This window comes from Pseudomonas sp. AC016 (assembly GCF_979253365.1).
The window spans coordinates 3,275,478-3,301,080 of record NZ_CEEDCC010000001.1 but is presented as its reverse complement, the minus strand read 5'-3'; the positions used below and the strand labels follow the sequence as shown (position 1 = coordinate 3,301,080).

Here is a 25,603-nt window from a genome sequence, read left to right as displayed (position 1 = left end):
GTTAAGCTGGTGGCTCCTTTGCTGGAGCACTCCGTCATGCTGACCCTGGGAAACATTTTCGTGCTGATGCTGTTCGCAAGCGCTGCGGCCTGGTGGTGGCACGCCCATGGTCTGCGCGAGAAAGCGCTGGAACGCGTCAAACAGCACTGCGCCCGCCTTGAGCTCGAGTTGCTGGACGGCAACGTTGCCCTGCGCCGCCTCACCTTTGCACGTGATGCCCAGGGCCACAAGCGGCTCGCCAGGGTATATGGCTTCGAATTCACCGTCACCGGTGAACAGCGTCATCCCGGCACCATCACCATGTTCGGCGCACACACCGCTCAGATCGAACTGGCGCCCTACCCGTTCGAAATCAAGACTCCACCGCCCAGCGCCGAAATCATCCAGATGAGTGAATGGCGCCAGTCGCATCAGAAGTGGAAGCAGTAAGCGCTGTCTTTGTGGGAGGCACCACCACGTCTTTGTCCGCGAAAAGGCCGGTACATCCGATGCATATGCAGTGGCTGAAAAACTGTATTCGCGGACAAGTCCGCTCTTATCAAGCAACCTGTAACTTACTGAAGAAACGCGATTTTTGTAGGAGCGCGCTTGCCCGCGATAGGATCTTAAGGACAGAAAATCAGCGACTGAACTGACGCAATCGCGGGCAAGCGCGCTCCTACGGCCCGTGTTTGCTGCGCGACAGCGCTACGTCGAAGGCGTGGTGGCGCCTCCCACAGTCCTCGTGTGCTGTGAAACAGCGCTGTGCTCAGACAGACCTCCCGCTACCGCGTGTCCGCCAATAGGCATCCCACCATCTGCGCCTGCAACACTTCAGCATCCTGAGGTGTCGAGAAGATCAGCTCCAGACGCGAGTCCTGTCGCCATTCGCTGAGTTGCCAGGCCAGCGGTCCACCTTGCGCAACATTGCCTGAATACCAGCCGCCAGCGCTGTGGATAACCATTTTCGCGCGCTGCCAGTTCAGGCTTTCAAGCCAGAGCAGCAACCGCTGGAGGTCGAATTGCTGCGACGGGTGCCAGCGCCAGCCGATGCTCCAGCCGCCCCCGCCTTGATGGCTCAGGCACAGAGGCGTACGGGGATCGGGCCAGGCGGGGGGTAACTGGCTGATGCTGCGAGGCACGCTCAGGTTATCCACACTGCTTTTATCCACAAGCGTGGACGGCAAATAACCGGGCAGACGATCCAGCGGAAGTTCGCCAAAGCGCGTCCAGAGCAGAGAATGCCCCGCAAGCTCGCCAGCCAGCGCCTCACGGGAGGCCTCTTCCAAGTGTTCGGATTTGTTCATCACCAGCAAACCCGCCATGACCAGCGCTTCCTGCTGGGTCTCGGCCAGTGGCTGCCCGTTATGCATCGCCGCCGCATCCAGCACCATCACACTGGGCTGCACATCAAGCACGCCGAGCCAGGGTGCCTCGCGTAACTGCGCCATGAGCTGCGCAGGATGCCCCAGCCCGGACGGCTCGATCAGCAGGCGATCAGGCCTGGCCTTGCGCAGCAAGCGACCCAGCCCGATCTGGAAAGGCACGCCGTTGACACAGCACAGGCAACCGCCAGCCACTTCGCCAAGTGCGATACCATCCTCGGCCGTGGTCAACAGTGCGGCGTCCAGTCCGATCTGCCCGAATTCGTTGATCAACACCGCCCAACGCTCGCTGGAAGGCTTCTGGGCCAGTAACTGTCTGATCAGGCTGGTCTTGCCGGCACCCAGCGGGCCACCGATGACGTGAGTCGGAATGTTCTGCAGCATGACAATGATTTCTACGAGTGCGTTCGTGATTGAAGAGCAAGGAAAGGTAACCCTGCAAGCCATGAAACGGTCTGCAGGGCTGGCACTGATGCTGCTGGCGCTGTCTTCAGGTGAAACCTGGGCGCAGGCGTGCCTGGTACACAGCCAGGCCGAGCGGCTTGATGTAAAGGTATGTCAGGAGAATATCAATATCCCGGCAAACCTGTTCCACGACAGCTTCTGTCAGCCGCAACTGGCGGGTCAGAAAACCGAGGTCGCTTACTCGCAGGAATGCCCGACCGGCGCATTCGGCGTGTGCCGTAATGCGCAGGTCGCCAACATGCCTTATCGCGAGCATATCCATTATTACGGCGTGGCCAGTGACGCCTTGTACCTCAAGCCTTTCTGCGAAGGCCAGAGCAAGGGTCAGTGGATCACGCCGTAAACAACGCTAGGCCAGCCAGTCCAGCGTAAGGATCAGCCTGCGTTCGCTGCCTTCAAGTGCCGGCGAGCGATGCACCAGGCCTGCACCCTCGTTTCCACGCCAGCGCTCGCCCTTGAGCAGCGCCACGTCTGCGGTATTGATCTGCTGGATGACACTGACATCCAGCGGCTCGGCTTCCGCCCGACCCAGTTGCTTGCGATCAATATCACCTTCCTTGAGCCACTGACTGCCACACCCGGCATACGTGGTAATCAGACGCACAGGCACGTGATCGACGTGAAAGCGCGGACACATTGCCTTGTCGAGCACCCGCAACCGCAGCCCCACGCAGTCGGCACCCAGCAGGCAGGCGTAGGCACTGACCAGCCACGAGACGTCGGCGATGAAGCCATCGTATCCCTGCAGGTCGGCGTAGCCCGACGCCAGCGTACGCAGATCCGGTTCCAGATCACCGCCCTTCACGTCCAGGGTCAAGGACTCGGACAGCGGCTGTTCCATCGACAAGAGCAATGCGCCGAAGTCTTCGATGTGCGCCGGTAACTGACGCTGCCAGACGGCGAGGTTGACGCCGTCTTCCAATACTTCACCCAATACGTCAGGCGTAATCCCGCAGGCCTGCCGAATTGTCGGTTGATACTTCAGAAAATGGGCATGCATCAGGCAGCCACCTCTTCGTGCCAGGGACCGAACGGATCACGCAGGGCGCGCCAGCGTTCGGAACCTGCTGCCATCTCGTCATCGGTCAGCAGGCAGCCGTCCAGTTCAGCGGTCAGTTGGTCAAAATCGATGTTCTGGCCAATGAACACCAGTTCCTGACGGCAATCGCCAGTCTCCGATGACCAGTTGTCCAGGATGGACGCGACATTCTCCTGATCTTCAGGCCAGCTCTCACGCGCGACGAAACGCCACCAGCGGCCCGCAAACCCGTGTCTCATCAATCCACCTGCCTGAGACCAGCTGCCAGCATCCTTGTACTTGCTGGCCAGCCAGAAAAAACCCTTGGAGCGCAGCAGCTTGCCGTTGGTCCAGGGTCGGTTAATGAAGTCGAAGAATCGCTCCGGGTGAAACGGGCGGCGTGCCCGGTAGGCCGTGGACGCGATACCGTATTCCTCGGTTTCCGGAAGGTGTTCGCCGCGCAGCTCCTTGAGCCAGCCCGGTGCCTGAGAGGCGCGCTCGAAATCAAAACGACCGGTGTTGAGAATCTTCGCCAGCGGCACCTCGCCCATCACCATCGGAATGATTTCGGCGTCAGCGTTGAGGCTTTTCAGGATGGCCATCAGCTCTTCGCGCTCGCTGGAGCTGATCAGGTCAATCTTGCTGAGCAGGATCACGTCGGCGAATTCGATCTGCTCGATCAGCAGGTCGGTAATCGAACGGTCATCGTCTTCACCCAGGGTTTCACCACGCGTGTCCAGACCGTCGGCAGCTTCGTAATCGAGCAGGAAATTAACCCCGTCGACCACCGTTACCATCGTGTCGAGACGCGCCAGATCGATCAGGCTCTTGCCTGCTTCATCACGAAAAGTGAAGGTTTCTGCGATGGGCAGCGGCTCGGAAATACCGGTGGACTCGATCAGCAGATAATCGAAGCGCCCGTCCTGAGCGAGGCGGCTGACCTCTTCGAGCAGGTCTTCGCGCAAGGTGCAGCAGATGCAGCCGTTGCTCATTTCGATGAGCTTTTCTTCGGCGCGGTTCAGACTGACGTCGCGCTGGACTTCGCCGCCGTCGATATTGATCTCGCTCATGTCATTGACGATGACCGCCACGCGCAGGTTTTCACGATTGCGCAGCACGTAATTGAGTAAGGTGCTCTTGCCAGCGCCGAGGAATCCGGACAGCACAGTAACGGGTAAGCGGTTCGACATCAGGACTCTCCAACCAGTCTGCAAGGCTTCAGCCTTGTTCGTACTGGCTGCAACTGATCCATCTGGCAGCCAGCTCTAATCATCCACGAATGTTATAGTATAACAACACAAAATAGCTACACCGCTCATTCAAGGGTTCGTCATGAAACAGCTCTCGGCAGGATTGATCGCATTACTGGCTCTGGCCTGCACACAAGCAATGGCTGCCGGTGCACGGCCTGCCGCCGATCTTGCGCTGTGCACGCGCAGCGCTACCGTGCTGGCGTGCAGTGATGCGCAAGGCAATCACTACAGCGTCACCACAGCCGGGCAGACAACCTGGTTGAGAGGCTATGAAGTGCTGGATAAACGCCGCTGGGTGCAGACTAATAGTCGCTACGACCAGCTGACGTTCTTTACGGGATTGGCTTCAGATGGCGAGGCCTGGATCGGCACTATCCAGCGCGTGGGCTGGACGACGATCACGCGGGTTTCAAGCTCGGACGGTACGCGCAGCAAGATCACCTGCAGCCGCCTGAACGGCTGCAGGTAATGCAGATCAGGCCTGCTGTTCCTTCTTCTGCGCCTGCACCCAGGCCATATGCGAATCCATGGGCGGGTTGCGCTGGAAGTAGCGTTGCAGACCTTCGAACAATCCGTCGGCGACCGCTTGCTGATGACGCGCCGTGACCAGACGCTGGCTGTCACGCGTATTGGAGATGAAGCCCGTCTCGACCAGAATCGAAGGTACGTCCGGCGACTTGAGCACGGCAAAACCGGCCTGTTCCACGCGCTTCTGATGCAGCGTGGTGATGCCTTCAAGACTGCCCAGAATGGTATGACCCAATTGCATGCTGGCGGCGATGGTCGCGTTCATCGACATGTCAAGAATCACCCCGGCCAGCATCGGGTCCTTGTCTTTCAGGTTGAGCAACGAGCTTGCGCCCAGCAGGTCCGCGCCATTCTCGCGCTGAGCCATGAAACGCGCTGTGGCAGAGGTCGCGCCGCCTTCGGACAACGCAAACACCGACGCGCCGGACGCTGTCAGGCGCGGCGCGGCATCGGCATGCACCGAGATGAACATGTCGGCGTTGGACTTGTGCGCGAACTCGACACGCTTGCGCAGCGGTACGAAGAAGTCATCGTTACGTACCAGACGCACGTCGAAGCCTTTTTCGCGCTTGAGACGCTTGGCCAGCAACTGAGCGATGGACAGCACGACGTCTTTCTCTCGCTCACCACGAGAGCCGACCGCACCAGGATCCTTGCCGCCATGACCCGCATCGACCACGACCATGATGTCGCGCCCACCGGTACGTGCCTTGGCGGGCTCCTTCACCGGCACCGGTGGCGGTAGCTCGGCCATTTGCACAGGCGCACGTACTGTGGAACTCATGTCCAGCACAAGACGATGGCCCTGATCACCCTGCGGGCCGAGCAGAAAGCTGTTCAACTGCACCGGGGCCGTCAGGTCCAGCACGATACGTGTGTCATCGCCCGACCCGTAATGGCCGGAGCGAATGGACGTGATGACTGTCCTGTCCAGCGCCAACTGGCTGAAGTCACCGGTCAGGCGAGAGCCGCTGACGTCGATGATCAGACGATCCGGGGCAGTGAGCGTGAAGGTCTTGTATTGCACAGGTCCGCTGAGATCCAGGACCAGACGCAGCTTGTCGTTGGTCCGCCACAGGCGTGCGTTACGGATTTGCGTGGCGTAAGCACCCAGTGGCAAGGTCAGGGCCGCACCGGCCAGGAGCATATTGAGCAGCATTTGGCGTCTGTGCATGGGATGTCTCAAGCGCAAAAACGAGCATCCCGGCTCACGAAGGTTTCATCCATGACATTAGTAACAATATAACATGCAGTTACGAATGACATATGAAGCACTTCATGAAGATTAAGTCATGGAACACCCTTGCTGAACGACAATAAATCGTCCATTTTTCAAGAATGTTCCACGTGGAACGTAACTCTATGAATTGACTCAGGTACGTGGTGCAACGGTTCCGCACTGCGCGCCCAGCCAGACGGCACGGGTGTCCATGCTGCCGTTCTGTTGCTGACCAGTGGCGTTGAACGTGCCTACGACGTTGGTCGTGAACTCGCGATCACTGAGGAATTGCGCCTGTCCCGTTCCCTGAGCCTTGGGGCAACTGAACTGGAAGTTCCAGGTCTTGCCGTTACGCGCAGTGATTTTCTGCGTGCAACCCGACTTGGGGTCAGTCAACGGGATGTCGTCCGATTTCACCTGCGCAGGCGTCAGGCAAACACGTACACCCTTGCCGCCCAGCGTTACGCCCTGCTTTTGCATCATCTGCTCCATCATGGCTTGCTGCTCGGGCGGCAGGTTTTTCAGCTGGCCCAGCATCAGTTGCAGGTCGGGCAATTGCTGACCGTCCACTTTCATGTTGCTGGAAGTCAGTTCCCACAAGCCAGGTTGCAGCATCTGGGCCTGAGCCAGCGGCGTCGCCAGACAGAAAAACCACGCCAACATACGTTTATTCATTTGAGTATTCCTGAGCGGCAGTGACAGATACACAAGGCCGGGACAACCGGCCGGAAGATGAGCCTTAGACGACATAACCGCTGCCCAGTTGCACCCGGAATAAAATAGCGACATTCCGGTTCAGCTGTGGTCTGTTAGGCAGCAAAGCCGAGGAGCATTGTTCCACATGGATTATCACGACCCGTATTTTTTCGGTTACGTCCTGGGTTTCATTCATCTGTTGGGCACCGGTGCCGCCATTCACGCGCTGCTGACCGTACGCACCTCGCAAGGCGCCATTGCCTGGGCGATGCCGCTGCTGTTCATCCCCTATTTCACCCTTATTCCGTATCTGGTCTTCGGCCGCAGTTCGTTCGATGCCTATATCAAGGCGCGGCGTGACGCCAACCAGGAGATGCGTGTCGCCATCGGCAGCCTGAACTGGCGGCCCTGGATCGAGGAAGCCGTTGCGGCGCGCCGCTCTAAAGCCTACACGTCGCTACGGGCCATGCCCAAACTCGGAAACATGCCAGCGCTGGCCAATAACAAAGTCCGTCTGTTGATCAACGGCGAAGAAACATTTGGCGCGATCTTCGAGGCTATTGGTGCGGCCCGGCAGACGATACTGGTTCAGTTCTTCATCATCCATGACGATGCGCTTGGCCGGCAGCTGCAAACCCTGCTGCTGGAAAAAGCCGCTGAAGGCGTGTCGATCTTTGTGCTCTATGACCGGATCGGCAGCCACGCCTTGCCCGCAGCCTACATCGATAAGCTGCGCGCCGGTGGCGTGCAGATCAAAGCGTTCGCCACCCACGGTGGCTGGCTCAACCGTTTCCAGATCAACTTCCGCAACCACCGCAAGATCGTGGTCGTGGACGGGCTGAAAGGCTATATGGGCGGACACAACGTCGGCGATGAATACATGGGGCTCAAACCGCCACTCGCGCCCTGGCGGGACACCCACGTGGAAGTCATCGGGCCGGTGGTTGCCTGTCTGCAGGAGTCATTTGCCGAAGACTGGTTCTGGGCCACCCGCGAGCTACCGCCCTTGAGCCTGCCGGAAACCTTCCCTGAGGACGGCGTGCTGTGCCAACTGCTGGCCAGCGGCCCGGCGGATGCGCAGGAAACCTGCTCGCTGTTCTTCGTCGAAGCCATCCATGCCGCCGAAGAACGCGTATGGATCACCAGCCCTTATTTCATTCCGGATGAAGCTGTGTCCGCGGCCCTGCGTCTGGCGGTGCTACGCGGTGTGGATGTCCGCCTGCTGCTGCCCTCGCGCCCAGACCATTACGTGGTCTACGCCGCATCCAGCCTGTATGCCTTCGATGCGGTCCGCGCAGGCGTGCGGGTGTTCCGCTACGGCCCGGGCTTCCTGCACCAGAAAGTCGTGCTGGTGGACAACGAAATCACCGCGATCGGCAGCGCCAACCTCGACAATCGCTCGTTCAGGCTCAACTTCGAACTGATGCTGCTGACCGTCGACCCTGACTTCTCCAATCAGGTCGAGGCCATGCTGAATGCCGATTTCGCCCAGGCGCGGGAAATCTCCATCCAGGAAAGCCGCGAGACGCGGAGATTGCACCAGCTGGGTATGCGCGTGGCTCGGTTGATATCGCCGATCCTGTGAAGCAAAGGCGGGGAACATTCATTAAACTAGCGATGCGCACGGCTTTTGATAACCGTTAAGAGGCCCCGACACCATGGCAACGCTACAGCAGATATTACAAGCTGAGGACATTGAGGATCTGAAGAAGCTCGGAAAGTTCTTCGACCTGAAAAAAGCGGTTGAAAGCCAATTGATGCTCATCCTTGGCGTGAATGGCTGGGCCTCTTTATATCGTCAACTCAAACGCCTTGAACGGTCCATTTCATCGAACAAGGACAGCTTGTATAGGGCTGCTGAAACAAACGATTTCAAAAGCGTCAGGTATTCACTGTCAGAAACAATGGGCTTTACCCTGACCGTAAAAAGTCAGGCTGACCTCGACACGCTCATCAAAAATTGCCTGGCTTATGCCGTTGAACAGGACGTCAGTCCGTATAAGCGCTTCGAAGACAAAAAGATCAAAAACTTTATCAACAGCTCGAAGCTGGAAGGCATTCACCTCCCTTTCCCGGAGAGTAAGGCTTCGTTGGAAAGTGTTTTGGCCAAACACCGAAGGTAATGTCATGGATCGATATGATGCCTCTCAGGATATTTACTGCTACCCGAACTCCTCGGTGCTGAAAAACACATTAAACATACGAGATATGGAAAGTCTTGAGGCGGCGGAAAGAGAGATCACCGCTGTCACCATAGCTCGAGTGCATTACTGCGCCCCGCCCTACAGCCTGAACAATATAAGCACGCTGCACCTGCAGCTGTTTTCCGATCTCTATGAGTGGGCAGGGAAAATAAGAAGCGTCGACATCGCCAAAGGTGGTACTCGCTTTTGCACCTGTGGACGAATCGACGCTGAAGCACAAAAGATCTTCGACGCTCTTCAGAAAGATCATTGGCTGAGTGGACTAAACAAGGAGCGCTTCTGCGAGAAGCTGGCCGAGTATTACTGCGAACTCAACATGATCCACCCGTTTCGCGAGGGTAATGGCAGGGTTCAGCGAATCTTTTTCGAGCACCTTGCACTTTCGGCCGGCTATGAGCTTGACTGGGAAAACGTGAGTCGAGACGAGTGGATTCAGGCCAACATCGATGGCGTAAATGTAAATTACGGACCGATGGAAAAAATCTTCAAACGCATCGTGAGGCCTCTGTAAGAAGCCTCACTCATGGAATGCACCTCGCGCTCGACCATCTGCCATCACCGATAAACATCCTCCCGCGTCAACGGCAACCCCGTACCGCCATCAGCAAAAGGCTTCACCGCCAGAATCTGATGCAGATTGATCCAGCCTCGCGCAAACGCATAGGAGCAGCCTGCAAGGTAAAGCCGCCAGATACGCAAGGTGTGTTCGGGCACCATCGCGGCCGCTTCACTCAAGCGTGTTTCAAGGCGGGCGCTCCAGTGCTCCAGCGTTTTGGCATAATGCGGCCGCAGGCTTTCGACATCGACGACTTCCAGTCCGGCCTCGCTGATGTGGGCGCTGATCATCGCCATGTGCGGCAGCTCGCCGTTGGGGAACACGTAGCGGTCTATGAACTCGCCCGCCCCACGCCCGACGGGTCGTCCATCGGTGTGCCTGGCGGTGATGCCATGGTTCATCACCAGACCGCCCTCCTTCACCGCGCCAAACAGGCGTTGGGTATAGAGCGGCAGGTTGGCGTGACCAACGTGTTCGAACATGCCGACACTGACCACTTTGTCGAAGCGGCCGTCCTGGGGCAGGTCACGATAATCGAGCAGTTGAAGTTCGACCTGATCGTCCAGCCCCTCGGCCGTCACCCGTTCGCCGGCGAGCGCCAGTTGCTCGCGGCTGAGGGTGATGCCGAAAACCTTCGCGCCATATTCGCGGGCGGCGAAGCGCGCCAGACCGCCCCAGCCGCAGCCGACATCCAACAGGTAGTCACCGGGCTTGATGCGCAGCTTGCGGCACAGGTGATGAAATTTATCCTGCTGAGCCTGTTCCAGCGATTCGTTGCCCGTTTTGAAGTAGGCACAGGAGTAGACCATCTCCTTGTCGAGCCACAATTGGTAGAACTCGTTGGACAGGTCGTAGTGGTAAGAAATCGAAGCGGCGTCGGTGTCCTTGTCGTGCCGGGTGCGCACTGGCGTGTCGGACTCGTCTTCCTCCTCCACCAGCGCGTGGGTCAGCTCGTCGCAGACCCTGACCACTTCACTGATGGAGCCCTCGAGTTCCAGCCGTCCTTCCACGAACGCGCTGCCAAGCAGGTCGAGACTGGGGTGGGTGAAATCGGAGACGAGTCGTGGATCCTTCACGACAATCGTGACGCTGGGATCAGGCCCCAGGTCCATTTGATGACCGTCCCAGAGCTTGAGACGCAGCGGCAGATGAAGGTTTTGCAAGACCGACGGAAGTTGCGTAAGCATAATGAATCACCCCCTTATCCAGAAAACTCGAATAGAGCATCCAAGACAAACCCTCCAAAAAGGGCCGATAGGCTATTGGCGATGGCAAAACTGCTTTGAATCAACTTCGGGGGAACAGCCTTGTGCCCACTGACTCGAGCCAGACGACAGCCTGAATTTGGACCGCACTCTGTTGAATGACTCTTAATCTGTAACAGAGTTCTTCAAAGCTCAAGCCATTTCTTATACTTAAAAAAGATGTAATGGCTCAGGCTTTTCAGGCGAAACGGCAGTGCTCGCGATCTGCAGGCTGCTCACAATTTGATCAAGGGCTCCTGAAAGCGCAGCAGACGCCCGGCATTACCCAGGACCAGCAAGGTGCTCAGGTTATGCAGGATCGCTGCGATCATCGCCCCGGCCGCGCCCAGCAGACCGAAGGCTGCCAGTGCGACGATGGCCAGCGTCCAGCCCAGGCCAATGATCACATTGACCTGCAGGGTATGGCGGCAGCGGCGGCTCAGGCGTACGCAGGTGCCCAGACGACGCAGATCGCTACCGATCAATACAATATCGGCCGAAGCGAGTGCAATGTCGGCACCGCCCGCTCCCATCGCCACGCCCACGACGCCTGCCTTGAGCGCCAGCGAGTCGTTGACCCCGTCACCGACCACCATCGGCCTGAAGCCGTTGCCGATCTCGCTCATCACCCGGTTGAGCTTGTCCTCCGGCAGCGCCTGGGCATGGACGTCGGTGATTCCGACTTCTCGAGCCAGTTGATGAGCCACGCCCTGACGGTCACCGGTCAGCAGCAACTGCCTGCCCATGCCCAGTTCACGCAATTCCTGCAGCGCAGCCTGCGCTTCCGGTTTGAGGGTGTCGGCCAGCAACAACCAGGCGAGAAATTCGCCATTCAGCGACAGACCCGCCAGCGGGCCGTCGTGCTCGGGGACGCTGGGCGTCGCGATACCCAGTTGCTCGAACAATTCAGGACGACCCAGCGCCGCATCGCCCTGCCCGGTCGACGCCACAACGCCCAGCCCCTGACGCTCGCGAATATCGGTCAATGGCAGCAGCGCGCTCTTATCCACAAGCCCGGCCAGCGCGCGGCTGACCGGATGGCTGCTGGCCGATCCAAGGCTGGCCGCCAGCTCCAGCAATTGTGCATGCTGCGCCCCTCGCGCCTGTATCGACTGCAACCGCAGGCGTCCGAACGTCAACGTGCCGGTCTTATCCACAACGAGTGAGGTGAGGTCCGCCAGTTCCTCCAGGAAAGCCGAGCTGCGAATCAGGATCCCGTGACGCGCCGCGACGGCGATACCGGCGATGGCGGTTGCAGGAGCCGAAAGCACCAACGCGCATGGACAGGCGGCGACCAGCACTGCCAGCATCGCCTGCGCGTCATGGGTGATGAACCAGGTCAGTGCGGCAATCAGCAACACCAGCACCATGTAACTGCCTGCATAACGCTCAAGCAAGCGAGTGATCGGCGGCTTGGAGCGCTCGGCGCTCTGCATCAGCGCGATGACCTTGCCCAGCGTGGACTCATCACCAATGCGCGTCACTTCGATACGCAGCAGGCCATCGAGGTTGATCGCGCCCCCGAACACTTCCACGCCCACTGTGGCTTCCAGCGGCACGGACTCGCCGGTGATCGACGAGGTGTCGAGGCTGGCCTGACCGGACAGCACCCGGCCATCCGCAGGCACGCGGTCCCCGGCCCGCACTTCGACCTGATCACCCGCTTTCAGGGTGGTGTTGTCCACTTCGCGAATGCTGCCGTCGTCAGCCAGCAACCGGGCATGGCTGCGGGTCAGACGGCCCAGCGCCTCGATGGCTTCCTGCGAGCCGATCACGCTGCGCTCTTCCAGCACGTGGCCGAAGATCATGATGATCGGCAGCAACGCGGCGGTCATCAGATCGCCGGTAGCCCACGCGCCCAGCATCGCCAGCGCGATCAACTGATCAGTGATGCCATGCAGACTCGGGTGCCGCAGGCTGTGCCAACCGGCGCTGACCACCGGAATCGCCACCAACAGCGATGCCGCACCCAGCAGCAACTGGCTGACACCGGTCTGCTCCGGCGCAATAAAACGCCAGATCAGGCCCAGCCCCAGCAAGCCCAGCGCCAGCATTGCCAACGTCAACTGGCGGGCTGCACTTCGCTGTTCGGCACCGCTCAGCATGCTGCCGACCGCTTGCGCTTTGACAGGCTCGTGGGTGTGGACGGCTTCGCCACTCATTGTTGTGCTCCCTGAATGATCAGGCGGGAATCGTCTTTGGGATCGACGGTGGTCACGGAACCGGCCTGACGCAGAATCGCGGGCACCCGCTCGCGGTAGATACGCTGCAACAGATCGGGGTCGTTCCGGTTCTTGACGGACTGCGACAGGCTGACAACGGCAGCGGTGTCGGTCTGCGCCTTGGCCAGTCGTTCGGAAGCCTGAGCATGCGCGACCTGCAGGGTGCGGTCGGCTTGCTGGTTGGCGGTCTGGGTCAGTTTTTCGGCGTCAGTGCGCGCGTTGGCCACGGCCTGATCGGCCTGTTGGCTGGCAGTCAGCACCGCATTGAAGGCGTTGACGGCCGAGGGCGGCAGGCTCGACTGCACGTCGACGCGGGCGACCTCGATGCCGATGCTCATCCCGGCGTCTTTCAGCGCAGTCAGGCGCTGATTGATGCCGCGCACCAAGTCGCCACGCAGTCGTTCGCGGCGCTCGGCGGCCTGGCTGTCGGCGCCCATCAGCTCAGGACGGGCGACCAGAATCGTATCCAGGTCTCGCGCTGCGGCCAGCGCCACCGCACTGCGGTTGACCAGGCGGTCCAGTGCAGGCTCTACATGATCACCCTGCAACACGAAGGCATAAGGATCCGTGACCTTGTAGAACACCGTCACGTCCAGCTGGACCACACCGGCGTCACCCGTGAGCAGAAAGCCCGAACCTGCCAACGCGTCGCTGATCGGTGCCGACAGGGTCGCGATTTCATCCGCCTTCTGGGCCGCTGATGAACGCAACAGCGTTTCGACGCGACGCTCGATAACTCGATCCGCCGACGGCAGCAACACCACCTGCTCGAACGGCTGTGGCCAGGCGGTCAGCAAGCCTGCGTTCTGGATGCGTTCCAGCGCACCGAAACGCATGACCACCGCACGGTTCTGCGGGTCGATCTGCCGCACGTTGGAGGTGATCCAGCCCAGTGCCGCGAGCAATGTCACGCCGTACAAACCCAGAAAGGCCAGACGGCTGGCCTGCAGCCAGGGTCCGTTGACCGCAGGGCGCTGAGCCTTGGTGTCGTCAGCCGGATCACTCATGGCTGCGATCCGCTCTTGCCATCCAGCGTCGGCGGGCCGTCGACCAGCACGCGGAATGGCGCCGCATCAGTGCGCAGAATCAGCCGGGTGCTCGGCGTTACCACAGTGCCCAGCGTGTCCAGCGAGCGCAGCAGGTTGTAGAGCTGGGGCGAGCCGGCATAGGCGCGGCCGTAGATCTGCGCCGCTTCGACGCGCGATTGCGCCTCGATGTCCGCAGCCTTGACCGTGGCGTCGGCTTCCACAATGCGCGCATCGCGCTCGGCCGCGGAGCGAATCTGCGCCGCTTCGCGCTTGCCGACGGCGGTGCGTTCGGTGGCAATGGTTTCGCGTTCGGCGCGCATCCGGTCAACCGTGGCGTTGAGCGTCACCGACGGCAGGGTCAGGCGCTCGACGCCGACCTGCATCACCCGCACGCCGTAAGTGGCGAGCAGCTGTTGATCGATCTGCTGACGCAACTGGTTCTCGAACGCCGTGATGTTCACTTTGTTCGCGTCGGTGTTGATCAGGCTGGACAGGTCGAAGCTGCTGGCCGTGGTTTCCAGCGCCGAGCCGACAAAGGTCCGGATCTGCCGCGCGGCTTCATCCGGCTGGTTCTGCACCGCACGCATGAAGCGTTGCACGTTGTCGGCGTCGCCCTGAACCTGCCACGCCACATAAGCCTGAACGATGATCCGCAGGCCATCACGGGTGCCGACATCCTGCAGACCGCTGGAGGTCGTGCGCAGGCGCAGGTCCACCGGAATGGTCGCTTCGAACGGTGCAGGCCAGCGCCAGTTCAGGCCCGGCTCGAGCAGCACGCGGGACGGGTTGCCAAAACGGGTGACCACGGTCGCCTCGCCCGAACGCACCTGCACCAGACTGGCTGCGGCGATGGCGAACGCGATCAGGACAGCGGCCAGACTCGCCCGCCGCCAGGGAAACGCCGCCGGACCCGCCGCTTCATGATGATGGTGGTGATGGCCGTGACCGCTGTGGTCGTGAGCACCGTGGTCGCTGTGATCGTGATGATGATGGAACAGACTCAAGGGACGACTCCTTACTGAGCGGCTTTACGCGGCGCCGTTGGGTCTGCCGGTGGGGTGAAGGAACGCAGGTCGATGGTCGGCGCGTTATCGCCGCCCAGACGGTGATCGAGTATCAGCAATTTCGCATTGCCCAGGCCTTCGTTGAGGCGGGTCAGGTAGTGCTCCAGCAGGAACGCCTGCCCTGCACCGGTGTAAGCCTGACGCTCGGCGTCGAAACGCAGGTCCGCACTTCGAGCCGTGGCCAGCACTTCACTGGCCGTGGCGCTGGCCTGATCATGGGCGACGCTGGCGTTGAGCTGGGCCTGGTTGGCCTTGTCGCTGGCCGCGCCGCGCTCGCGGGCAATCAGGGCCTGCGCGCCAATCTGCGCGGCTTGTACGGCGTGATAGGCATTGGCGGCACCGGCAGGCGGATGAATCGCCTCGACCACAGTGGCGAGAATTTCCACGCCGCTGTCCAGACGTTGCAAGTCGGCCTGCACCGCCTTGCCGATGTCGTCCGACAGACCGGTGCGCTGTTCGCCAAGCAGTTCATCGAGCGTGCGTGAAGCGAAGTCGTGCACCAGCACGCGGCTGGCAGTGCTGCGGATCAGGGCCGGAATATCAGCGCTGTTGTAGGTCGCCGCCAGGGCTGCCGCATCAGTCAGGCCAATACGGTAGACGAAGCGCACGTCCATATTGACGATCTGGAAGCTCTGTTTGGCGCCAGCGCTGCTGGCGATGACCTGGGATTTTTCATTGATGTGGCTGGCGTCCCACAGGCGGTTGGCGCTGGCCGGTGGCGGACCTTCGGCCGGATCGGCCATCTGCTCGGCGGCACTGGCGGGCGACACGCTGGCGGCCAGCTCATGAACCACACCGTTCTCGACCGCCAGCACACGACCGAACGGCCATGGCAGACCCGCATGCAGGCCAGGACCGAAGACCTCGACCGGCTTGCCGAAGCGCTCGTAGATACCCCGCGCCTGTAGCGGGATTTCATGCACGCCGGTCAGCGCCCAGCCCAGCAGGGCCACGACCGCCAGCACGGGCAGAAAGGCCCGGCGCATGTAGGTGAACGCCCAGATCTGGCGCAAGTCGATGCCGAAGCGGTTATGCAGTTCGTACTGCAGGGCCATCAGCGGACGCGGCGGCCAGCGCAACAGGTCGGCAATGAAACTGCTGGCCAGCAGACGCGGCTCGATCCGCTCGTTGCGCGGGCTGAACAACGACAGCGCGGCGCGCACCAGAAACTCGATGGCGACCGCCATCGGCAGCACACCGATCAGCACAGCCAGACGTGCAGGCCAGACCCGATCGATCCGGGAGAAAAACAGGCACAGGGCTGCGACCAGAAACACGACGATTGTCATGCGCACCAGTCGCGACAACGGCTCGGCTTCGGGCCACTGTGCCTCGCCGCTCAGCTGCCGCTCCAGCACCAGCAAACCGAACGCCATCAACAGCAGCGCGCTGCCCGCAAGATTGGCGACTGGCGAAATGTCGTTGCCGAGCAGCGTCAGGTTCCAGATCGCCTGGACACTGATCAGAACCAGGAGCGCCCATCCGGCAAGCCACAGCGTCGAAACGCCGATCTGACGCAGCAGCGATTCACTGGAGTCGCTCAGGCGGGTGAGTAGCCGCTCATACCAGCCGCTGTCATCGACGTCAGCATCCCCATCAAGCGCAGACGGATCATGCTCTACCCGCGCAGGGACATCCAGCGCGCGGGCACGCCAGTTCGCGACGCTGCGGGCCGATTGCAAACCGGCAGCGAGCAGCAGAAGCGCTGCGCCACTGTTGACCAGCACGGCCATCCACAGCGAGCCGGGAGAGAACAGATCGATGAAAAACGCCAGCACCAGCCCGAAGAGGCCAAGCCCGGCGGCAACATACATCAGACGTGCGAGACGTCGCGCCTGACGCGCCGCCATTTGAAAACGCGGCAGACCTTCAAGGTCCGCATGTTCTACATCCAGATCAACCCGCATCATTACCCCGAACCTGCTCACTGTCGCCCTTGGCCCGCTGGAGGCCCGCATCGGCGGTCTGAATGCTGCCGCATCATAGCGTTACGATGTAACACTCGCCGTGAAATTTTCGTCAGGTTCAATGCCCGTTCAGGTCGGTATAGAGCGGTACGAAATTCTCGTCCCTGAGACATATCGCACAAACAGTACTGCATGGTACGGGTCACATTATGTTTCACTAGCGGCCTGGCCTGTGCCGCTTCGTTTGTTGCCGCAAGGTCGTGTAGTTATCCACAGACACGGATGCTCTTCGTTGATTTCTATCTACCAGCTCAAACCGCGCTTTCAGAACCTGCTGCGGCCCGCCGTGCAGCGCCTTTACGACAAGGGCGTGACGGCCAATCAGGTCACCCTCGCCGCCTGTGCCGTGTCCTTGCTGGTCGGTGCCATCGTCGCGCTGTCGGTGCCGCATTACGCACTGTTCGCGCTGATCCCGTTGTGGATGATCCTGCGCATGGCGCTCAACGCCATTGACGGCATGCTCGCCCGCGAATTCGGCCAGAAGTCCCGGCTCGGGGCTTATCTCAACGAGCTGACCGACGTCATCGCCGACAGCGCCCTGTTCCTGCCCTTCGCATTGATTCCCGATGTCAGCCTCGGGCTGGTACTGGCGGTGACTCTGCTGGCAATTTTCACTGAATACGCAGGTGTGCTCGGCCCGATGGTTGGCGCCTCCCGACGCTACGACGGCCCAATGGGCAAAAGCGACCGCGCGCTGGTGTTCGGCGTGCTGGGTGCTGGCGTGGCCGTTGGCTGGCTCGCGGCCCTGTGGATAAATATAGTGCTCGCCCTCGTCTGCGCACTGTTGGTGTACACGCTGTACAACCGCGTCCGGCGCGGCCTGGAAGAACAGACCTCGCCTCAAGAATAAGCAGCCAAAAGCCTCCGGCGTAAGGAAGTTGCAATGCGTGAGATGAATGATCGGCGCTTCACGACTCATGACGGCGTAGAGCTGTTCTACCGCCATTGGCCTGCCGTCACGCAGGTTTCCGATGCGCCTCGACAGGCCATCGTATTGTTTCACCGGGGCCACGAGCACTCGGGCCGCATTGCGCATCTGGTCGATGAACTGGACCTGCCGGGTTTCGATTTCTTCGCTTGGGACGCACGCGGCCATGGTCAGTCGCCCGGCGCTCGCGGCGACAGCCCAAGCTTTGCGACCAGTGTTCGGGACGTGCAGACCTTCGTCGACCACCTGAGCGTGACGTTCGAGATACCGGAAGAGAACATGGCGGTGATTGCCCAGAGCGTCGGCGCAGTGATCGCGGCCACCTGGGCGCATGACTACGCACCGAAGATCCGCTCGCTGGTCCTCGCCTCGCCGGCCTTCAAGGTCAAGCTGTACGTGCCTTTCGCTCGTTCGGGGCTGGCACTGCTGCGCAAATTCAAGGGCAACTTCTTCGTCAACAGCTACGTCAAGGCGCGCTTCCTGAGCCACGACCCCCAGCGCATCGCGTCCTATGACAGCGACCCGTTGATCACCAAGGCGATCTCGGTGAATGTGCTGCTGGGGCTGTACGAAGCCGCCGACCGGGTGGTTGCCGACGCGCAGGCCATTCAGATCCCGACTCAGTTGCTGATCTCGGGTTCCGACTTCGTCGTGCATCGCGGTCCGCAGGAACAGTTCTTCGAACGGTTGGGCAGCGTGCGCAAGGAAAAACACATTCTGCCGGGGTTCTTCCACGACACGCTGGGCGAGCGGGATCGTCATCTGGCGATCAGCCGTGCGCGACGCTTCGTGCTGCAGAACTTCGAGACCCCGGTGGCGCGCCCTTCCCTGCTCGATGCCGACAAGCTGGGAGTCACCTGCGCCGAGTCCGAAGAACTGGCCGCGCCGTTGCCGCACAACTCATTGCGCGATCTGTACTGGCGCATGACGCGCGCCAGCATGCGCCTGGGCAGCAAGTTATCCACAGGCGTGAAGCTGGGCTTCGACACTGGCTTCGATTCCGGCAGCACGCTGGATTACGTCTACCGCAACAAACCCACCGGCACCGGCGCGCTGGGCCGGATGATCGACAAGAACTATCTTGAGTCCATCGGCTGGCGCGGTATCCGTCAGCGCAAGCTGCACGCCGAAGAACTGCTGCGTCTGGCCATGGCGCACCTGCGCAATCAGGGCAAGCCGGTGCGTATCGTCGATATCGCTGCCGGGCATGGCCGTTACATTCTGGAATCGCTGCACGGCGTGGAACCGCTACCGGAGTCGATCCTGCTGCGTGACTACAGCGACATCAACGTGCGCGACGGCAGCCTGCTGATTGAGCAGAAAGACCTCGAAGACGTCGCACGCTTCGTCAAGGGCGATGCCTTCGACCGCGCCGACCTGGCAGCGCTGGACCCCAAACCCACGCTGGCCGTGGTCTCGGGTTTGTATGAGCTGTTCGCCAGCAATCAGATGGTCGGCGATTCGCTGGCCGGGCTGGCAGCCGCTGTCGAGCCTGGCGGTTATCTGGTGTACACCGGTCAGCCATGGCACCCGCAGTTGGAATTGATCGCCCGCGCCCTGACCAGCCACCGTCAGGGGCAGGCCTGGGTCATGCGCCGTCGCAGCCAGTCGGAGATGGATCAACTGGTCGAAGCCGCAGGCTTTCGCAAAATCACCCAGCGTGTGGATGAATGGGGGATTTTCACGGTGTCCCTCGCGCAGCGCATCCAGTGAACGCGTTTCGCGAGCCGGGCCTGTGGAAAAGAGCGGTGGTCTGGCTGCTGGTGCTGGCGCCGTTCTTCTTCGCCAGCTACGGCTTTGCCACGTGGTATACGGCTCAGCGCAGTGACGTCGGCAGCATGGCGTTCGGCTGGGAAAGCCATATGCCGTTCTGGGCCTGGACCATCGTGCCCTATTGGTCCATCGACCTGCTTTACGGATTCTCGCTGCTCGCCTGCCTGACGCGCCGTGAGCTGGATACCCACGCGCTGCGCCTGTTCAGCGCGCAACTGATCGCAGTCACCTGCTTTCTGCTCTGGCCGCTGCGCTTCACCTTTGAACGCCCGGAACTGGATGGCCTGTTCGGCTGGCTGTTCGCAGTGCTGGCCGGGTTCGACAAGCCGTTCAATCAGGCGCCCTCGTTGCATATCGCACTGCTGGTGGTGCTGTGGGTCTGCTACGACCGCTATGCGCGGCACTTTCACGTGGCGTGGCGCTGGTTGCTGCACAGCTGGTTCGCGCTGATTGGCGTGTCTGTGCTGACCACGTATCAGCATCACTTCATCGACTTACCCACAGGCGCACTGGCCGGTTGGCTCTGCATATGGCTCTGGCCGGATGAAGGTCGCAGCCCGCTGCTGGCCGCACGTCTGACACGTCAGCCGCAACGTCTCAAGCTAGCGCTGTATTACGGCATCGGCGCACTGCTGCTGGCGATACCCGTGTTTACCTTGGGCGGAAGCTGGATGTGGCTGGCGTGGCCTGTGCTGTCCCTGCTGATGGTCGCGCTGAATTACCTTTTGTTCGGGGCCGCTGGTTTTCAAAAACGTTCCAACGGGAAGTTATCCCCAGCTGCGTGTTGGCTGTTGGCGCCCTATCTGATCGGCGCGTGGATAAATTCAAGGGTGTGGACAAGGCAGAGGCCTGATCCCGATCAGGTTGTGGACAACATCTGGCTGGGCCGCATACCGAATCAAGCACAGTTGCAACCGTTCAAAGCGGTTGTGGATATGTGTGCTGAGTTACCGCTGAAATTGAGTACGCAAAGTTATCAACAGGTCGCTGCACTGGATCTGGTACCGCTGACCGTCGAGCAATGCCAACTTGCCGCTGAAGCCATCGAGCGTTTGCGCTCAAACGGCTCGTTGCTGGTGTGCTGCGCGCTAGGCTATTCGCGCAGCGCAATGTCGGTGGCCGCGTGGTTGTTGCTCACCGGAAGAGCGCGCTCTGTGGATAACGCAATCGAGTTGATTCGCCAGGCGAGGCCGGGTGTCGTCCTGCGTAGCGGGCATGTGGATATCTTGAATGCCTTCACAGGATATTCAGTCAAAGCGCCTATAACCGAGACACCGCGGGCCATGAGATGACACAGGATGGTGGGAGGCTCAACGCCGGCAAACCGCCTCCCACAATGGCTTTGCGCAGACCGTAAGAACCCGCTCAATCACAGGAGTGCTCATTCATGTCATTGGAAATGCAGTTGCACGTGGTTGCCGCGCTGCTTCGGCGCGGCAAGTCGCTGGACTATTTATCCACAGGGCTTTTGCTGCTGAGTTTGCTGTTTGGCCTGGCGCAGCTGTGGATAGGTTCTGTGAATATTCTGATGATGGTGTTTGTGGCCTGCATGGTCCTGACCGGGGCGCTGGCTAAATCCCAGGCGTTCAGGGTCGCGTTCGACGCCGATCTGTTCCAGCACATGGCTGACCGTCCCAGCCAGTTGAGCGATCGCACTCAGGAACTCGATCAGGTCCTGGCCGACCTCAAGCTTCAGCCCGCAGAGAAAGGCGGCCGCAACTGGGCGCTGCGCACTCAGGGTGCGCTTCGGCAGTTGCGCCTGCAGGTCCGCTACATCGTGCTGCAGCTGCTCTGGCTGCTGGGCATCATTTTCATTTTTCCCTGGCTGTCCTTCGCTCAATAGGAATTGTCATGTTCGAACCTCTGGTCGCCACGATCATCACTGCGGGTGCGCGCAGCATTACGGGTGCTCGCAGCCTGTGGCTGGGCTGTACGCCTGAACCCCGGCAGCGGATCTACTTTGCCAACCACAGCAGCCACGGCGACTTCGTACTGCTCTGGGCGTCACTGCCGCCCGCCTTGCGCAAAACCGCCCGGCCTGTTGCCGGTGCCGATTACTGGCAGTCCAGTCCGTTGCGCCGCTACATCATCAACCGCGTGTTCAATGGCGTACTGGTGGACCGTAAGCGCAGTACCGCAGTAGACACGCCGGCCAGCAATCCGCTGCAACCCATGCTTGAGGCGCTGGAAAGCGGTGACTCACTGATCCTGTTTCCGGAAGGCACACGCAACCCGGAGGAAGGCCTGCTGCCATTCAAGAGCGGGCTGTATCACCTGGCGAAAAGTTATCCCCAGGTGGATCTCGTCCCCGTGTGGATATCCAACCTGAACCGGGTCATGCCCAAAGGCCGAATGCTGCCGCTGCCGTTGTTATGCACAACCAGCTTCGGCGCGCCGCTGCGGCTGGACAGTGAAGAAAGCAAAGAGCAATTCCTCGCCCGCAGTCGTGATGCACTGCTGGCCCTGGCACCGGAGCCGCTGTAATGGATAACCAGACTCAACTGCTGTTCATGGGCATCGGCGCTGTTCTGCTGCTGGCCTCGCTGATCGGCTACGTTCTCAAGCGTCGGGCGGGCGGCCCGAACTCGGTCATCGACAACCTGAACGCGCGCATCAACGCGTGGTGGGTGATGGTGCTGGTGATCGGCATCGCCTTCTGGCTGGGCCAGGGTGCCGTCATTCTGTTGTTCTATGCGGTGTCGTTCTACGCCTTGCGCGAATTCCTGACCCTGACACCGACCCGACGCAGCGATTACCCTGCACTGGTGGCCGCGTTCTATCTGGCGCTGCCGTTGCAATACGTGCTGATCGCCATGAACTGGTACGGGCTGTTCTCGATCTTCATTCCGGTCTACGTGTTCCTGCTGCTGCCGATCCTCGCGTCACTGGGCGGTGACAGCAAACACTTCCTGGAACGCGCCTCGAAGGTCCAGTGGGGCCTGATGATCGCGGTGTTCTGCGTGTCCTACGTGCCAGCGTTGCTGACCCTTGAGATTGCCGGTTACGAAGGCCGCAACCTGCTGCTGATCGCCTATCTGGTGATCGTGGTGCAGATCTCGGACGTGCTGCAGTACGTGTGCGGCAAGTTGTTCGGCAAGCGTAAGATCGCGCCCAACCTGTCGCCCTCCAAGACGGTCGAAGGCTTCGTCGGCGGCATCGCTCTGGCTTCGCTGATCGGCGGCGCGCTGTTCTGGATTACGCCGTTCAACCCGTGGCAATCGGCACTGATCGCACTGCTCATCAACCTGCTGGGTTTTGCAGGCGGCATCGTAATGTCAGCCATCAAACGCGACCGGGGCGTGAAGGACTGGGGCCACATGATCGAAGGCCACGGCGGCATGCTCGACCGACTGGATTCGGTGTGTTTCGCTGCGCCGATCTTCTTCCACCTGGTGCGTTACTGGTGGACATGAGGACACTTGCCAGGCCCCAACAGGCTGATCAATCAGCGCGCAATCTGGCTTTTGGCGCGTGTCTGGCGGGTCAGTCTGCCAGCAAAATGATTGCTGGATATTGCATAGCCACTACGCTCTCGGCGCTCTGAAAAAAGATCAGGCGGGGTGGCTATTTGCGACCAAATCGCTTGCAGGCCTTGCGCCAAGCGGCGATGAGCGTGATCGGTCAGCCGACACAGACCTGAAAATCGCCCGATTTATGCTTGCGACGCCGTTTTTATTCAGCATGAGCGGCGTTTTTTTTCGGCCAATTTCCGAACCGGATCTCGTCTTTGTTATCTGTTGTGGGTAGTTTGCGTTCGGCAAGGAGTCGTTGGCGCGCCATTTTTTGTGCAGGACGCACAGAATTACCTAGAGGCTTCACCTTTATGAATCGCAGGAATCTCCTGAAAGCTTCCATGGCGTTGGCCGCTTATAGCAGCGTGTCGGCTTCAGGGCTTTTTGCTGCACGCGCACTGGCGGCAGCCGCTGATGGTGAAATCGAGCACTTCGATTTTGCAGAGTTGCAAGCTCACGCGAAGAAGCTGGCTGGCAAAGGTTATGTGAGCACCAAGCAGGTGTTGCCACCGGTGTTGGCGAACCTCACGCCACAGCAATTCAATGCCATTCGCTACGACCCGGAACACTCCTTGTGGAAAGACGTTCACGGCCAGTTGGACGTGCATTTCTTCCACGTCGGCGCGGGCTTCAAGACGCCCGTTCGCATGTACAGCGTCGATCCGCAGAACAAGCAGGCGCGCGAAGTGCATTTCCGCCACGACCTGTTCAACTACGAAAGCAGCGGCATCGACAAGAACCTGGTGAAAGGCGATCTGGGCTTTGCCGGCTTCAAGCTGTTCAAGGCGCCTGAAATCGCCATCAATGACGTGGTCTCGTTCCTGGGCGCCAGCTACTTCCGGGCGGTGGACAGCAACAAGCAGTACGGTCTGTCTGCACGCGGTCTGGCCATCGACAGCTATGCCAAACGTCAGGAAGAATTCCCGGACTTCACCAAGTTCTGGTTCGAAACGCCGGACAAGAACGCCACCCGCTTCGTGGTCTACGCCCTGCTCGACTCGCCGAGCGCGACCGGTGCCTATCGCTTCGACATCGACTGTCAGTCCGGGCAGGTGGTGATGGAGATCGACGCGCACATCAACGCCCGTGTGGACATCCAGCAGCTCGGCATTTCGCCGATGACCAGCATGTTCAGTTGCGGCACCCACGAACGCCGCATGTGCGACACCATTCACCCGCAGATTCACGACTCGGATCGTCTGTCGATGTGGCGTGGCAATGGCGAGTGGATTTGCCGCCCGCTGAACAACCCGGTCAAGCCGCAGTTCAGCGCGTTCTCTGACAATGACCCGAAAGGTTTCGGTCTGGTGCAGAGTGATCACGAGTTCTCCAGCTATCAGGACACGGTGGTCTGGTACAGCCGCCGTCCAAGCCTGTGGGTCGAGCCGATCACCCCTTGGGGCGAAGGCGAGGTCAGCCTGCTGGAACTGCCGACCACCGGCGAGACGATGGACAACATCGTGGTGTTCTGGACACCGAAGACACCGGTCAAGGCTGGCGACTCGATGAACTATGGCTACAAGCTGTTCTGGAGCCCACTGCCGCCTGTGAGCACGCCGCTGGCGCAGGTTCACGCGACACGTTCGGGCATGGGTGGTTTTCTGGAAGGCTGGGCACCGGGCGAGCATTACCCGAAAACCTGGGCCCGCCGTTTCGCAGTGGACTTCCACGGCGGCGGTCTGGACCGTCTGCCGGAAGGTACGGGTATCGAGCCGATCGTGACCGTGACCCACGGCAAGGTGCAGGACTTCAACATCCTCGTACTGCCGGACATCAAGGGTTACCGGATCACCTTCGACTGGGTACCTGACAGCGACTCGGTGGCCCCGGTGGAAATGCGCATGTTCATCCGCACCGGCGACCGCACACTGAGCGAGACGTGGCTGTACCAGTACTTCCCGCCAGCGCCTGATCGTCGCAAATACCCCTGACCGGTGATCACGCCCATGCTCCGCGTCACAGCACAAACCGGACGCGGAGCGTCCTGAGCGGCGTTACCACGCTCTGCGCTCGTCGTTATACACAAATCGACCTGAAGGAACGCGGTGCCCGAAAGTGATGATCGTTCCTACGCTCCAGCGTGGTAACGCCTCTCAGGACGCTCCGCGTCCGATCTTGAATGTGACGCAGAGCGTCGTGGGTTGCACGTCCAGGCTCCAGCGCTCGTCGTTACAAAGGTAATGCGCTCGGCTCACTGAATCCGCAAGCTGTGCCATTTGTGACGCGGAGCGTCACGGGAGGCATGCCCACGCGGAGCGATTGGCACGATCAGTGTTGAGGCGGATTTGTGTATAACGATGAGCGCAGAGCGTGGAACGATCAGAGGCCTCACGTACGCTGATCGTGCCCATGCTCTGTATTACCCCCAGGGGTGCGGCACTCATCGGATAATCCGCCAATCCTGACGAATTAATTGACAGTTTCCCGAACTGCGACTGATATACGTCTTGTCACGCCGTTGCGAGCATTCGCTCCAGACTTCTCATCATCCCCAAAGGCTTCTCCTTCCATCGACCCGCCTGTCGCGGTCGTCGGGCGGTAGCTTTGTCCGTTCGAATTTCC

The 25,603-nt window shown here is 60.4% G+C and carries 23 protein-coding genes; 13 read left to right on the top strand and 10 right to left on the bottom strand.

Annotated elements, in window-relative coordinates:
- The first annotated feature begins 36 nt into the window (after positions 1 to 36).
- The gene (locus AC0IXS_RS15020) at positions 37 to 429 is read left to right on the top strand and encodes a DUF3301 domain-containing protein (protein ID WP_004881684.1); all 393 of its coding nucleotides are present in this window, start codon (positions 37 to 39) and stop codon (positions 427 to 429) included.
- Positions 430 to 764: 335 nt separating this feature from the next.
- Here the strand turns inward: AC0IXS_RS15020 and AC0IXS_RS15015 are convergent, their stop codons facing one another.
- Positions 765 to 1,748: a CobW family GTP-binding protein gene (locus AC0IXS_RS15015; protein ID WP_122668849.1), complete on the bottom strand. Its 984-nt coding sequence runs from the start codon at positions 1,746 to 1,748 to the stop codon at positions 765 to 767.
- A 61-nt stretch (positions 1,749 to 1,809) separates the two neighbouring features.
- Between AC0IXS_RS15015 and AC0IXS_RS15010 the strand changes: the two genes are divergently transcribed.
- Positions 1,810 to 2,172: an NADH:ubiquinone oxidoreductase gene (locus tag AC0IXS_RS15010; RefSeq protein WP_162999137.1), complete on the top strand. Its 363-nt coding sequence runs from the start codon at positions 1,810 to 1,812 to the stop codon at positions 2,170 to 2,172.
- A gap of 6 nt (positions 2,173 to 2,178) precedes the next feature.
- Here AC0IXS_RS15010 and AC0IXS_RS15005 read toward each other — a convergent pair whose 3' ends face one another.
- On the bottom strand, positions 2,179 to 2,829 hold the full coding sequence (locus AC0IXS_RS15005) for a DUF1826 domain-containing protein (protein ID WP_057408801.1): 651 nt from the start codon (positions 2,827 to 2,829) through the stop codon (positions 2,179 to 2,181).
- On the bottom strand, positions 2,829 to 4,037 hold the full coding sequence (zigA, locus tag AC0IXS_RS15000; RefSeq protein ID WP_057408802.1) for a zinc metallochaperone GTPase ZigA: 1,209 nt from the start codon (positions 4,035 to 4,037) through the stop codon (positions 2,829 to 2,831). The genes AC0IXS_RS15005 and zigA overlap by 1 nt, the downstream gene beginning before the upstream one ends.
- A gap of 142 nt (positions 4,038 to 4,179) precedes the next feature.
- On the opposite strand from zigA, the gene AC0IXS_RS14995 reads away from it, so the two are divergent.
- Positions 4,180 to 4,569: a hypothetical protein gene (locus tag AC0IXS_RS14995; RefSeq protein ID WP_004881693.1), complete on the top strand. Its 390-nt coding sequence runs from the start codon at positions 4,180 to 4,182 to the stop codon at positions 4,567 to 4,569.
- Between the two features lie 6 nt (positions 4,570 to 4,575).
- Here AC0IXS_RS14995 and AC0IXS_RS14990 read toward each other — a convergent pair whose 3' ends face one another.
- Together AC0IXS_RS14990 and AC0IXS_RS14985 are read right to left on the bottom strand one after the other, a co-directional pair.
- Entirely contained in the window at positions 4,576 to 5,802 is a 1,227-nt protein-coding gene (locus tag AC0IXS_RS14990) for an N-acetylmuramoyl-L-alanine amidase (RefSeq protein ID WP_025995471.1), read from the bottom strand.
- Positions 5,803 to 6,000: 198 nt separating this feature from the next.
- Positions 6,001 to 6,522: a DUF3617 domain-containing protein gene (locus AC0IXS_RS14985; protein ID WP_004881696.1), complete on the bottom strand. Its 522-nt coding sequence runs from the start codon at positions 6,520 to 6,522 to the stop codon at positions 6,001 to 6,003.
- 166 nt (positions 6,523 to 6,688) lie between these two features.
- Here AC0IXS_RS14985 and cls point away from each other — a divergent pair, with 166 nt between their 5' ends.
- The 3 genes from cls (at position 6,689) to AC0IXS_RS14970 (ending at position 9,258) form a co-directional block, all read left to right on the top strand.
- Complete coding sequence (gene cls / locus AC0IXS_RS14980; RefSeq protein WP_122668848.1) at positions 6,689 to 8,128, top strand: cardiolipin synthase; 1,440 nt, start codon at positions 6,689 to 6,691, stop codon at positions 8,126 to 8,128.
- 73 nt (positions 8,129 to 8,201) lie between these two features.
- Positions 8,202 to 8,666: a YhfG family protein gene (locus tag AC0IXS_RS14975; protein ID WP_029244171.1), complete on the top strand. Its 465-nt coding sequence runs from the start codon at positions 8,202 to 8,204 to the stop codon at positions 8,664 to 8,666.
- A gap of 4 nt (positions 8,667 to 8,670) precedes the next feature.
- The gene (locus tag AC0IXS_RS14970) at positions 8,671 to 9,258 is read left to right on the top strand and encodes a putative adenosine monophosphate-protein transferase Fic (RefSeq protein ID WP_471825003.1); all 588 of its coding nucleotides are present in this window, start codon (positions 8,671 to 8,673) and stop codon (positions 9,256 to 9,258) included.
- Positions 9,259 to 9,302: 44 nt separating this feature from the next.
- Here AC0IXS_RS14970 and cfaB read toward each other — a convergent pair whose 3' ends face one another.
- The 5 genes from cfaB to hflK (AC0IXS_RS14945) form a co-directional block, all read right to left on the bottom strand.
- Complete coding sequence (gene cfaB / locus AC0IXS_RS14965) at positions 9,303 to 10,490, bottom strand: C17 cyclopropane fatty acid synthase CfaB (RefSeq protein ID WP_471825001.1); 1,188 nt, start codon at positions 10,488 to 10,490, stop codon at positions 9,303 to 9,305.
- Positions 10,491 to 10,783: 293 nt separating this feature from the next.
- Positions 10,784 to 12,709 (bottom strand): cation-translocating P-type ATPase, encoded by a 1,926-nt coding sequence (locus AC0IXS_RS14960; protein ID WP_471824999.1) that lies wholly within the window; start codon positions 12,707 to 12,709, stop codon positions 10,784 to 10,786.
- Entirely contained in the window at positions 12,706 to 13,776 is a 1,071-nt protein-coding gene (gene hflK / locus AC0IXS_RS14955) for a protease modulator HflK (RefSeq protein ID WP_449117644.1), read from the bottom strand. The genes AC0IXS_RS14960 and hflK (AC0IXS_RS14955) overlap by 4 nt, the downstream gene beginning before the upstream one ends.
- Positions 13,773 to 14,801 (bottom strand): protease modulator HflC, encoded by a 1,029-nt coding sequence (gene hflC, locus AC0IXS_RS14950; RefSeq protein WP_043305365.1) that lies wholly within the window; start codon positions 14,799 to 14,801, stop codon positions 13,773 to 13,775. The genes hflK (AC0IXS_RS14955) and hflC overlap by 4 nt, the downstream gene beginning before the upstream one ends.
- Before the next feature lie 11 nt (positions 14,802 to 14,812).
- Positions 14,813 to 16,768 carry a protease modulator HflK gene (hflK, locus tag AC0IXS_RS14945; RefSeq protein WP_122668867.1) on the bottom strand — a complete coding sequence of 652 codons (1,956 nt, stop codon included), beginning with the start codon at positions 16,766 to 16,768 and terminating at the stop codon, positions 14,813 to 14,815.
- A 292-nt stretch (positions 16,769 to 17,060) separates the two neighbouring features.
- Here hflK (AC0IXS_RS14945) and AC0IXS_RS14940 point away from each other — a divergent pair, with 292 nt between their 5' ends.
- From AC0IXS_RS14940 to AC0IXS_RS14910, 7 genes are all read left to right on the top strand, one after another.
- The gene (locus AC0IXS_RS14940) at positions 17,061 to 17,678 is read left to right on the top strand and encodes a CDP-alcohol phosphatidyltransferase family protein (protein ID WP_004881711.1); all 618 of its coding nucleotides are present in this window, start codon (positions 17,061 to 17,063) and stop codon (positions 17,676 to 17,678) included.
- Positions 17,679 to 17,711: 33 nt separating this feature from the next.
- A complete protein-coding gene (locus AC0IXS_RS14935) occupies positions 17,712 to 19,469 on the top strand; it encodes a bifunctional alpha/beta hydrolase/class I SAM-dependent methyltransferase (RefSeq protein WP_471824996.1) in 1,758 nt (585 codons plus the stop codon).
- Positions 19,466 to 20,821, top strand: a complete 1,356-nt coding sequence (locus AC0IXS_RS14930) for a phosphatase PAP2/dual specificity phosphatase family protein (RefSeq protein ID WP_471824994.1) — start codon at positions 19,466 to 19,468, stop codon at positions 20,819 to 20,821. Before AC0IXS_RS14935 ends, AC0IXS_RS14930 begins: the two co-directional genes overlap by 4 nt.
- 95 nt (positions 20,822 to 20,916) lie before the next feature.
- Positions 20,917 to 21,372 carry a hypothetical protein gene (locus AC0IXS_RS14925; protein ID WP_057408810.1) on the top strand — a complete coding sequence of 152 codons (456 nt, stop codon included), beginning with the start codon at positions 20,917 to 20,919 and terminating at the stop codon, positions 21,370 to 21,372.
- A gap of 8 nt (positions 21,373 to 21,380) precedes the next feature.
- On the top strand, positions 21,381 to 22,013 hold the full coding sequence (locus tag AC0IXS_RS14920; RefSeq protein ID WP_439885016.1) for a lysophospholipid acyltransferase family protein: 633 nt from the start codon (positions 21,381 to 21,383) through the stop codon (positions 22,011 to 22,013).
- Positions 22,013 to 22,942, top strand: coding sequence for a phosphatidate cytidylyltransferase (locus AC0IXS_RS14915; RefSeq protein ID WP_025995482.1), 930 nt, complete (start codon positions 22,013 to 22,015; stop codon positions 22,940 to 22,942). Before AC0IXS_RS14920 ends, AC0IXS_RS14915 begins: the two co-directional genes overlap by 1 nt.
- Positions 22,943 to 23,352: 410 nt before the next feature.
- Positions 23,353 to 24,972, top strand: coding sequence for a glucan biosynthesis protein D (locus AC0IXS_RS14910; RefSeq protein ID WP_122690509.1), 1,620 nt, complete (start codon positions 23,353 to 23,355; stop codon positions 24,970 to 24,972).
- Positions 24,973 to 25,603: the final 631 nt, after the last annotated feature.

Excerpts from the sequence above, each read along its gene's own strand:
- AC0IXS_RS15020 (WP_004881684.1), top strand. The coding sequence starts at position 37 with ATGCTGACCCTGGGAAACATTTTCGTGCTGATGCTGTTCGCAAGCGCT.
- AC0IXS_RS15015 (WP_122668849.1), bottom strand. The coding sequence starts at position 1,748 with ATGCTGCAGAACATTCCGACTCACGTCATCGGTGGCCCGCTGGGTGCC.
- AC0IXS_RS15010 (WP_162999137.1), top strand. The coding sequence starts at position 1,810 with ATGAAACGGTCTGCAGGGCTGGCACTGATGCTGCTGGCGCTGTCTTCA.
- AC0IXS_RS15005 (WP_057408801.1), bottom strand. The coding sequence starts at position 2,829 with ATGCATGCCCATTTTCTGAAGTATCAACCGACAATTCGGCAGGCCTGC.
- zigA (WP_057408802.1), bottom strand. The coding sequence starts at position 4,037 with ATGTCGAACCGCTTACCCGTTACTGTGCTGTCCGGATTCCTCGGCGCT.
- AC0IXS_RS14995 (WP_004881693.1), top strand. The coding sequence starts at position 4,180 with ATGAAACAGCTCTCGGCAGGATTGATCGCATTACTGGCTCTGGCCTGC.
- AC0IXS_RS14990 (WP_025995471.1), bottom strand. The coding sequence starts at position 5,802 with ATGCACAGACGCCAAATGCTGCTCAATATGCTCCTGGCCGGTGCGGCC.
- AC0IXS_RS14985 (WP_004881696.1), bottom strand. The coding sequence starts at position 6,522 with ATGAATAAACGTATGTTGGCGTGGTTTTTCTGTCTGGCGACGCCGCTG.
- cls (WP_122668848.1), top strand. The coding sequence starts at position 6,689 with ATGGATTATCACGACCCGTATTTTTTCGGTTACGTCCTGGGTTTCATT.
- AC0IXS_RS14975 (WP_029244171.1), top strand. The coding sequence starts at position 8,202 with ATGGCAACGCTACAGCAGATATTACAAGCTGAGGACATTGAGGATCTG.
- AC0IXS_RS14970 (WP_471825003.1), top strand. The coding sequence starts at position 8,671 with ATGGATCGATATGATGCCTCTCAGGATATTTACTGCTACCCGAACTCC.
- cfaB (WP_471825001.1), bottom strand. The coding sequence starts at position 10,490 with ATGCTTACGCAACTTCCGTCGGTCTTGCAAAACCTTCATCTGCCGCTG.
- AC0IXS_RS14960 (WP_471824999.1), bottom strand. The coding sequence starts at position 12,709 with ATGAGTGGCGAAGCCGTCCACACCCACGAGCCTGTCAAAGCGCAAGCG.
- hflK (WP_449117644.1), bottom strand. The coding sequence starts at position 13,776 with ATGAGTGATCCGGCTGACGACACCAAGGCTCAGCGCCCTGCGGTCAAC.
- hflK (WP_122668867.1), bottom strand. The coding sequence starts at position 16,768 with ATGCGGGTTGATCTGGATGTAGAACATGCGGACCTTGAAGGTCTGCCG.
- AC0IXS_RS14935 (WP_471824996.1), top strand. The coding sequence starts at position 17,712 with ATGCGTGAGATGAATGATCGGCGCTTCACGACTCATGACGGCGTAGAG.
- AC0IXS_RS14925 (WP_057408810.1), top strand. The coding sequence starts at position 20,917 with ATGTCATTGGAAATGCAGTTGCACGTGGTTGCCGCGCTGCTTCGGCGC.
- AC0IXS_RS14920 (WP_439885016.1), top strand. The coding sequence starts at position 21,381 with ATGTTCGAACCTCTGGTCGCCACGATCATCACTGCGGGTGCGCGCAGC.
- AC0IXS_RS14915 (WP_025995482.1), top strand. The coding sequence starts at position 22,013 with ATGGATAACCAGACTCAACTGCTGTTCATGGGCATCGGCGCTGTTCTG.
- AC0IXS_RS14910 (WP_122690509.1), top strand. The coding sequence starts at position 23,353 with ATGAATCGCAGGAATCTCCTGAAAGCTTCCATGGCGTTGGCCGCTTAT.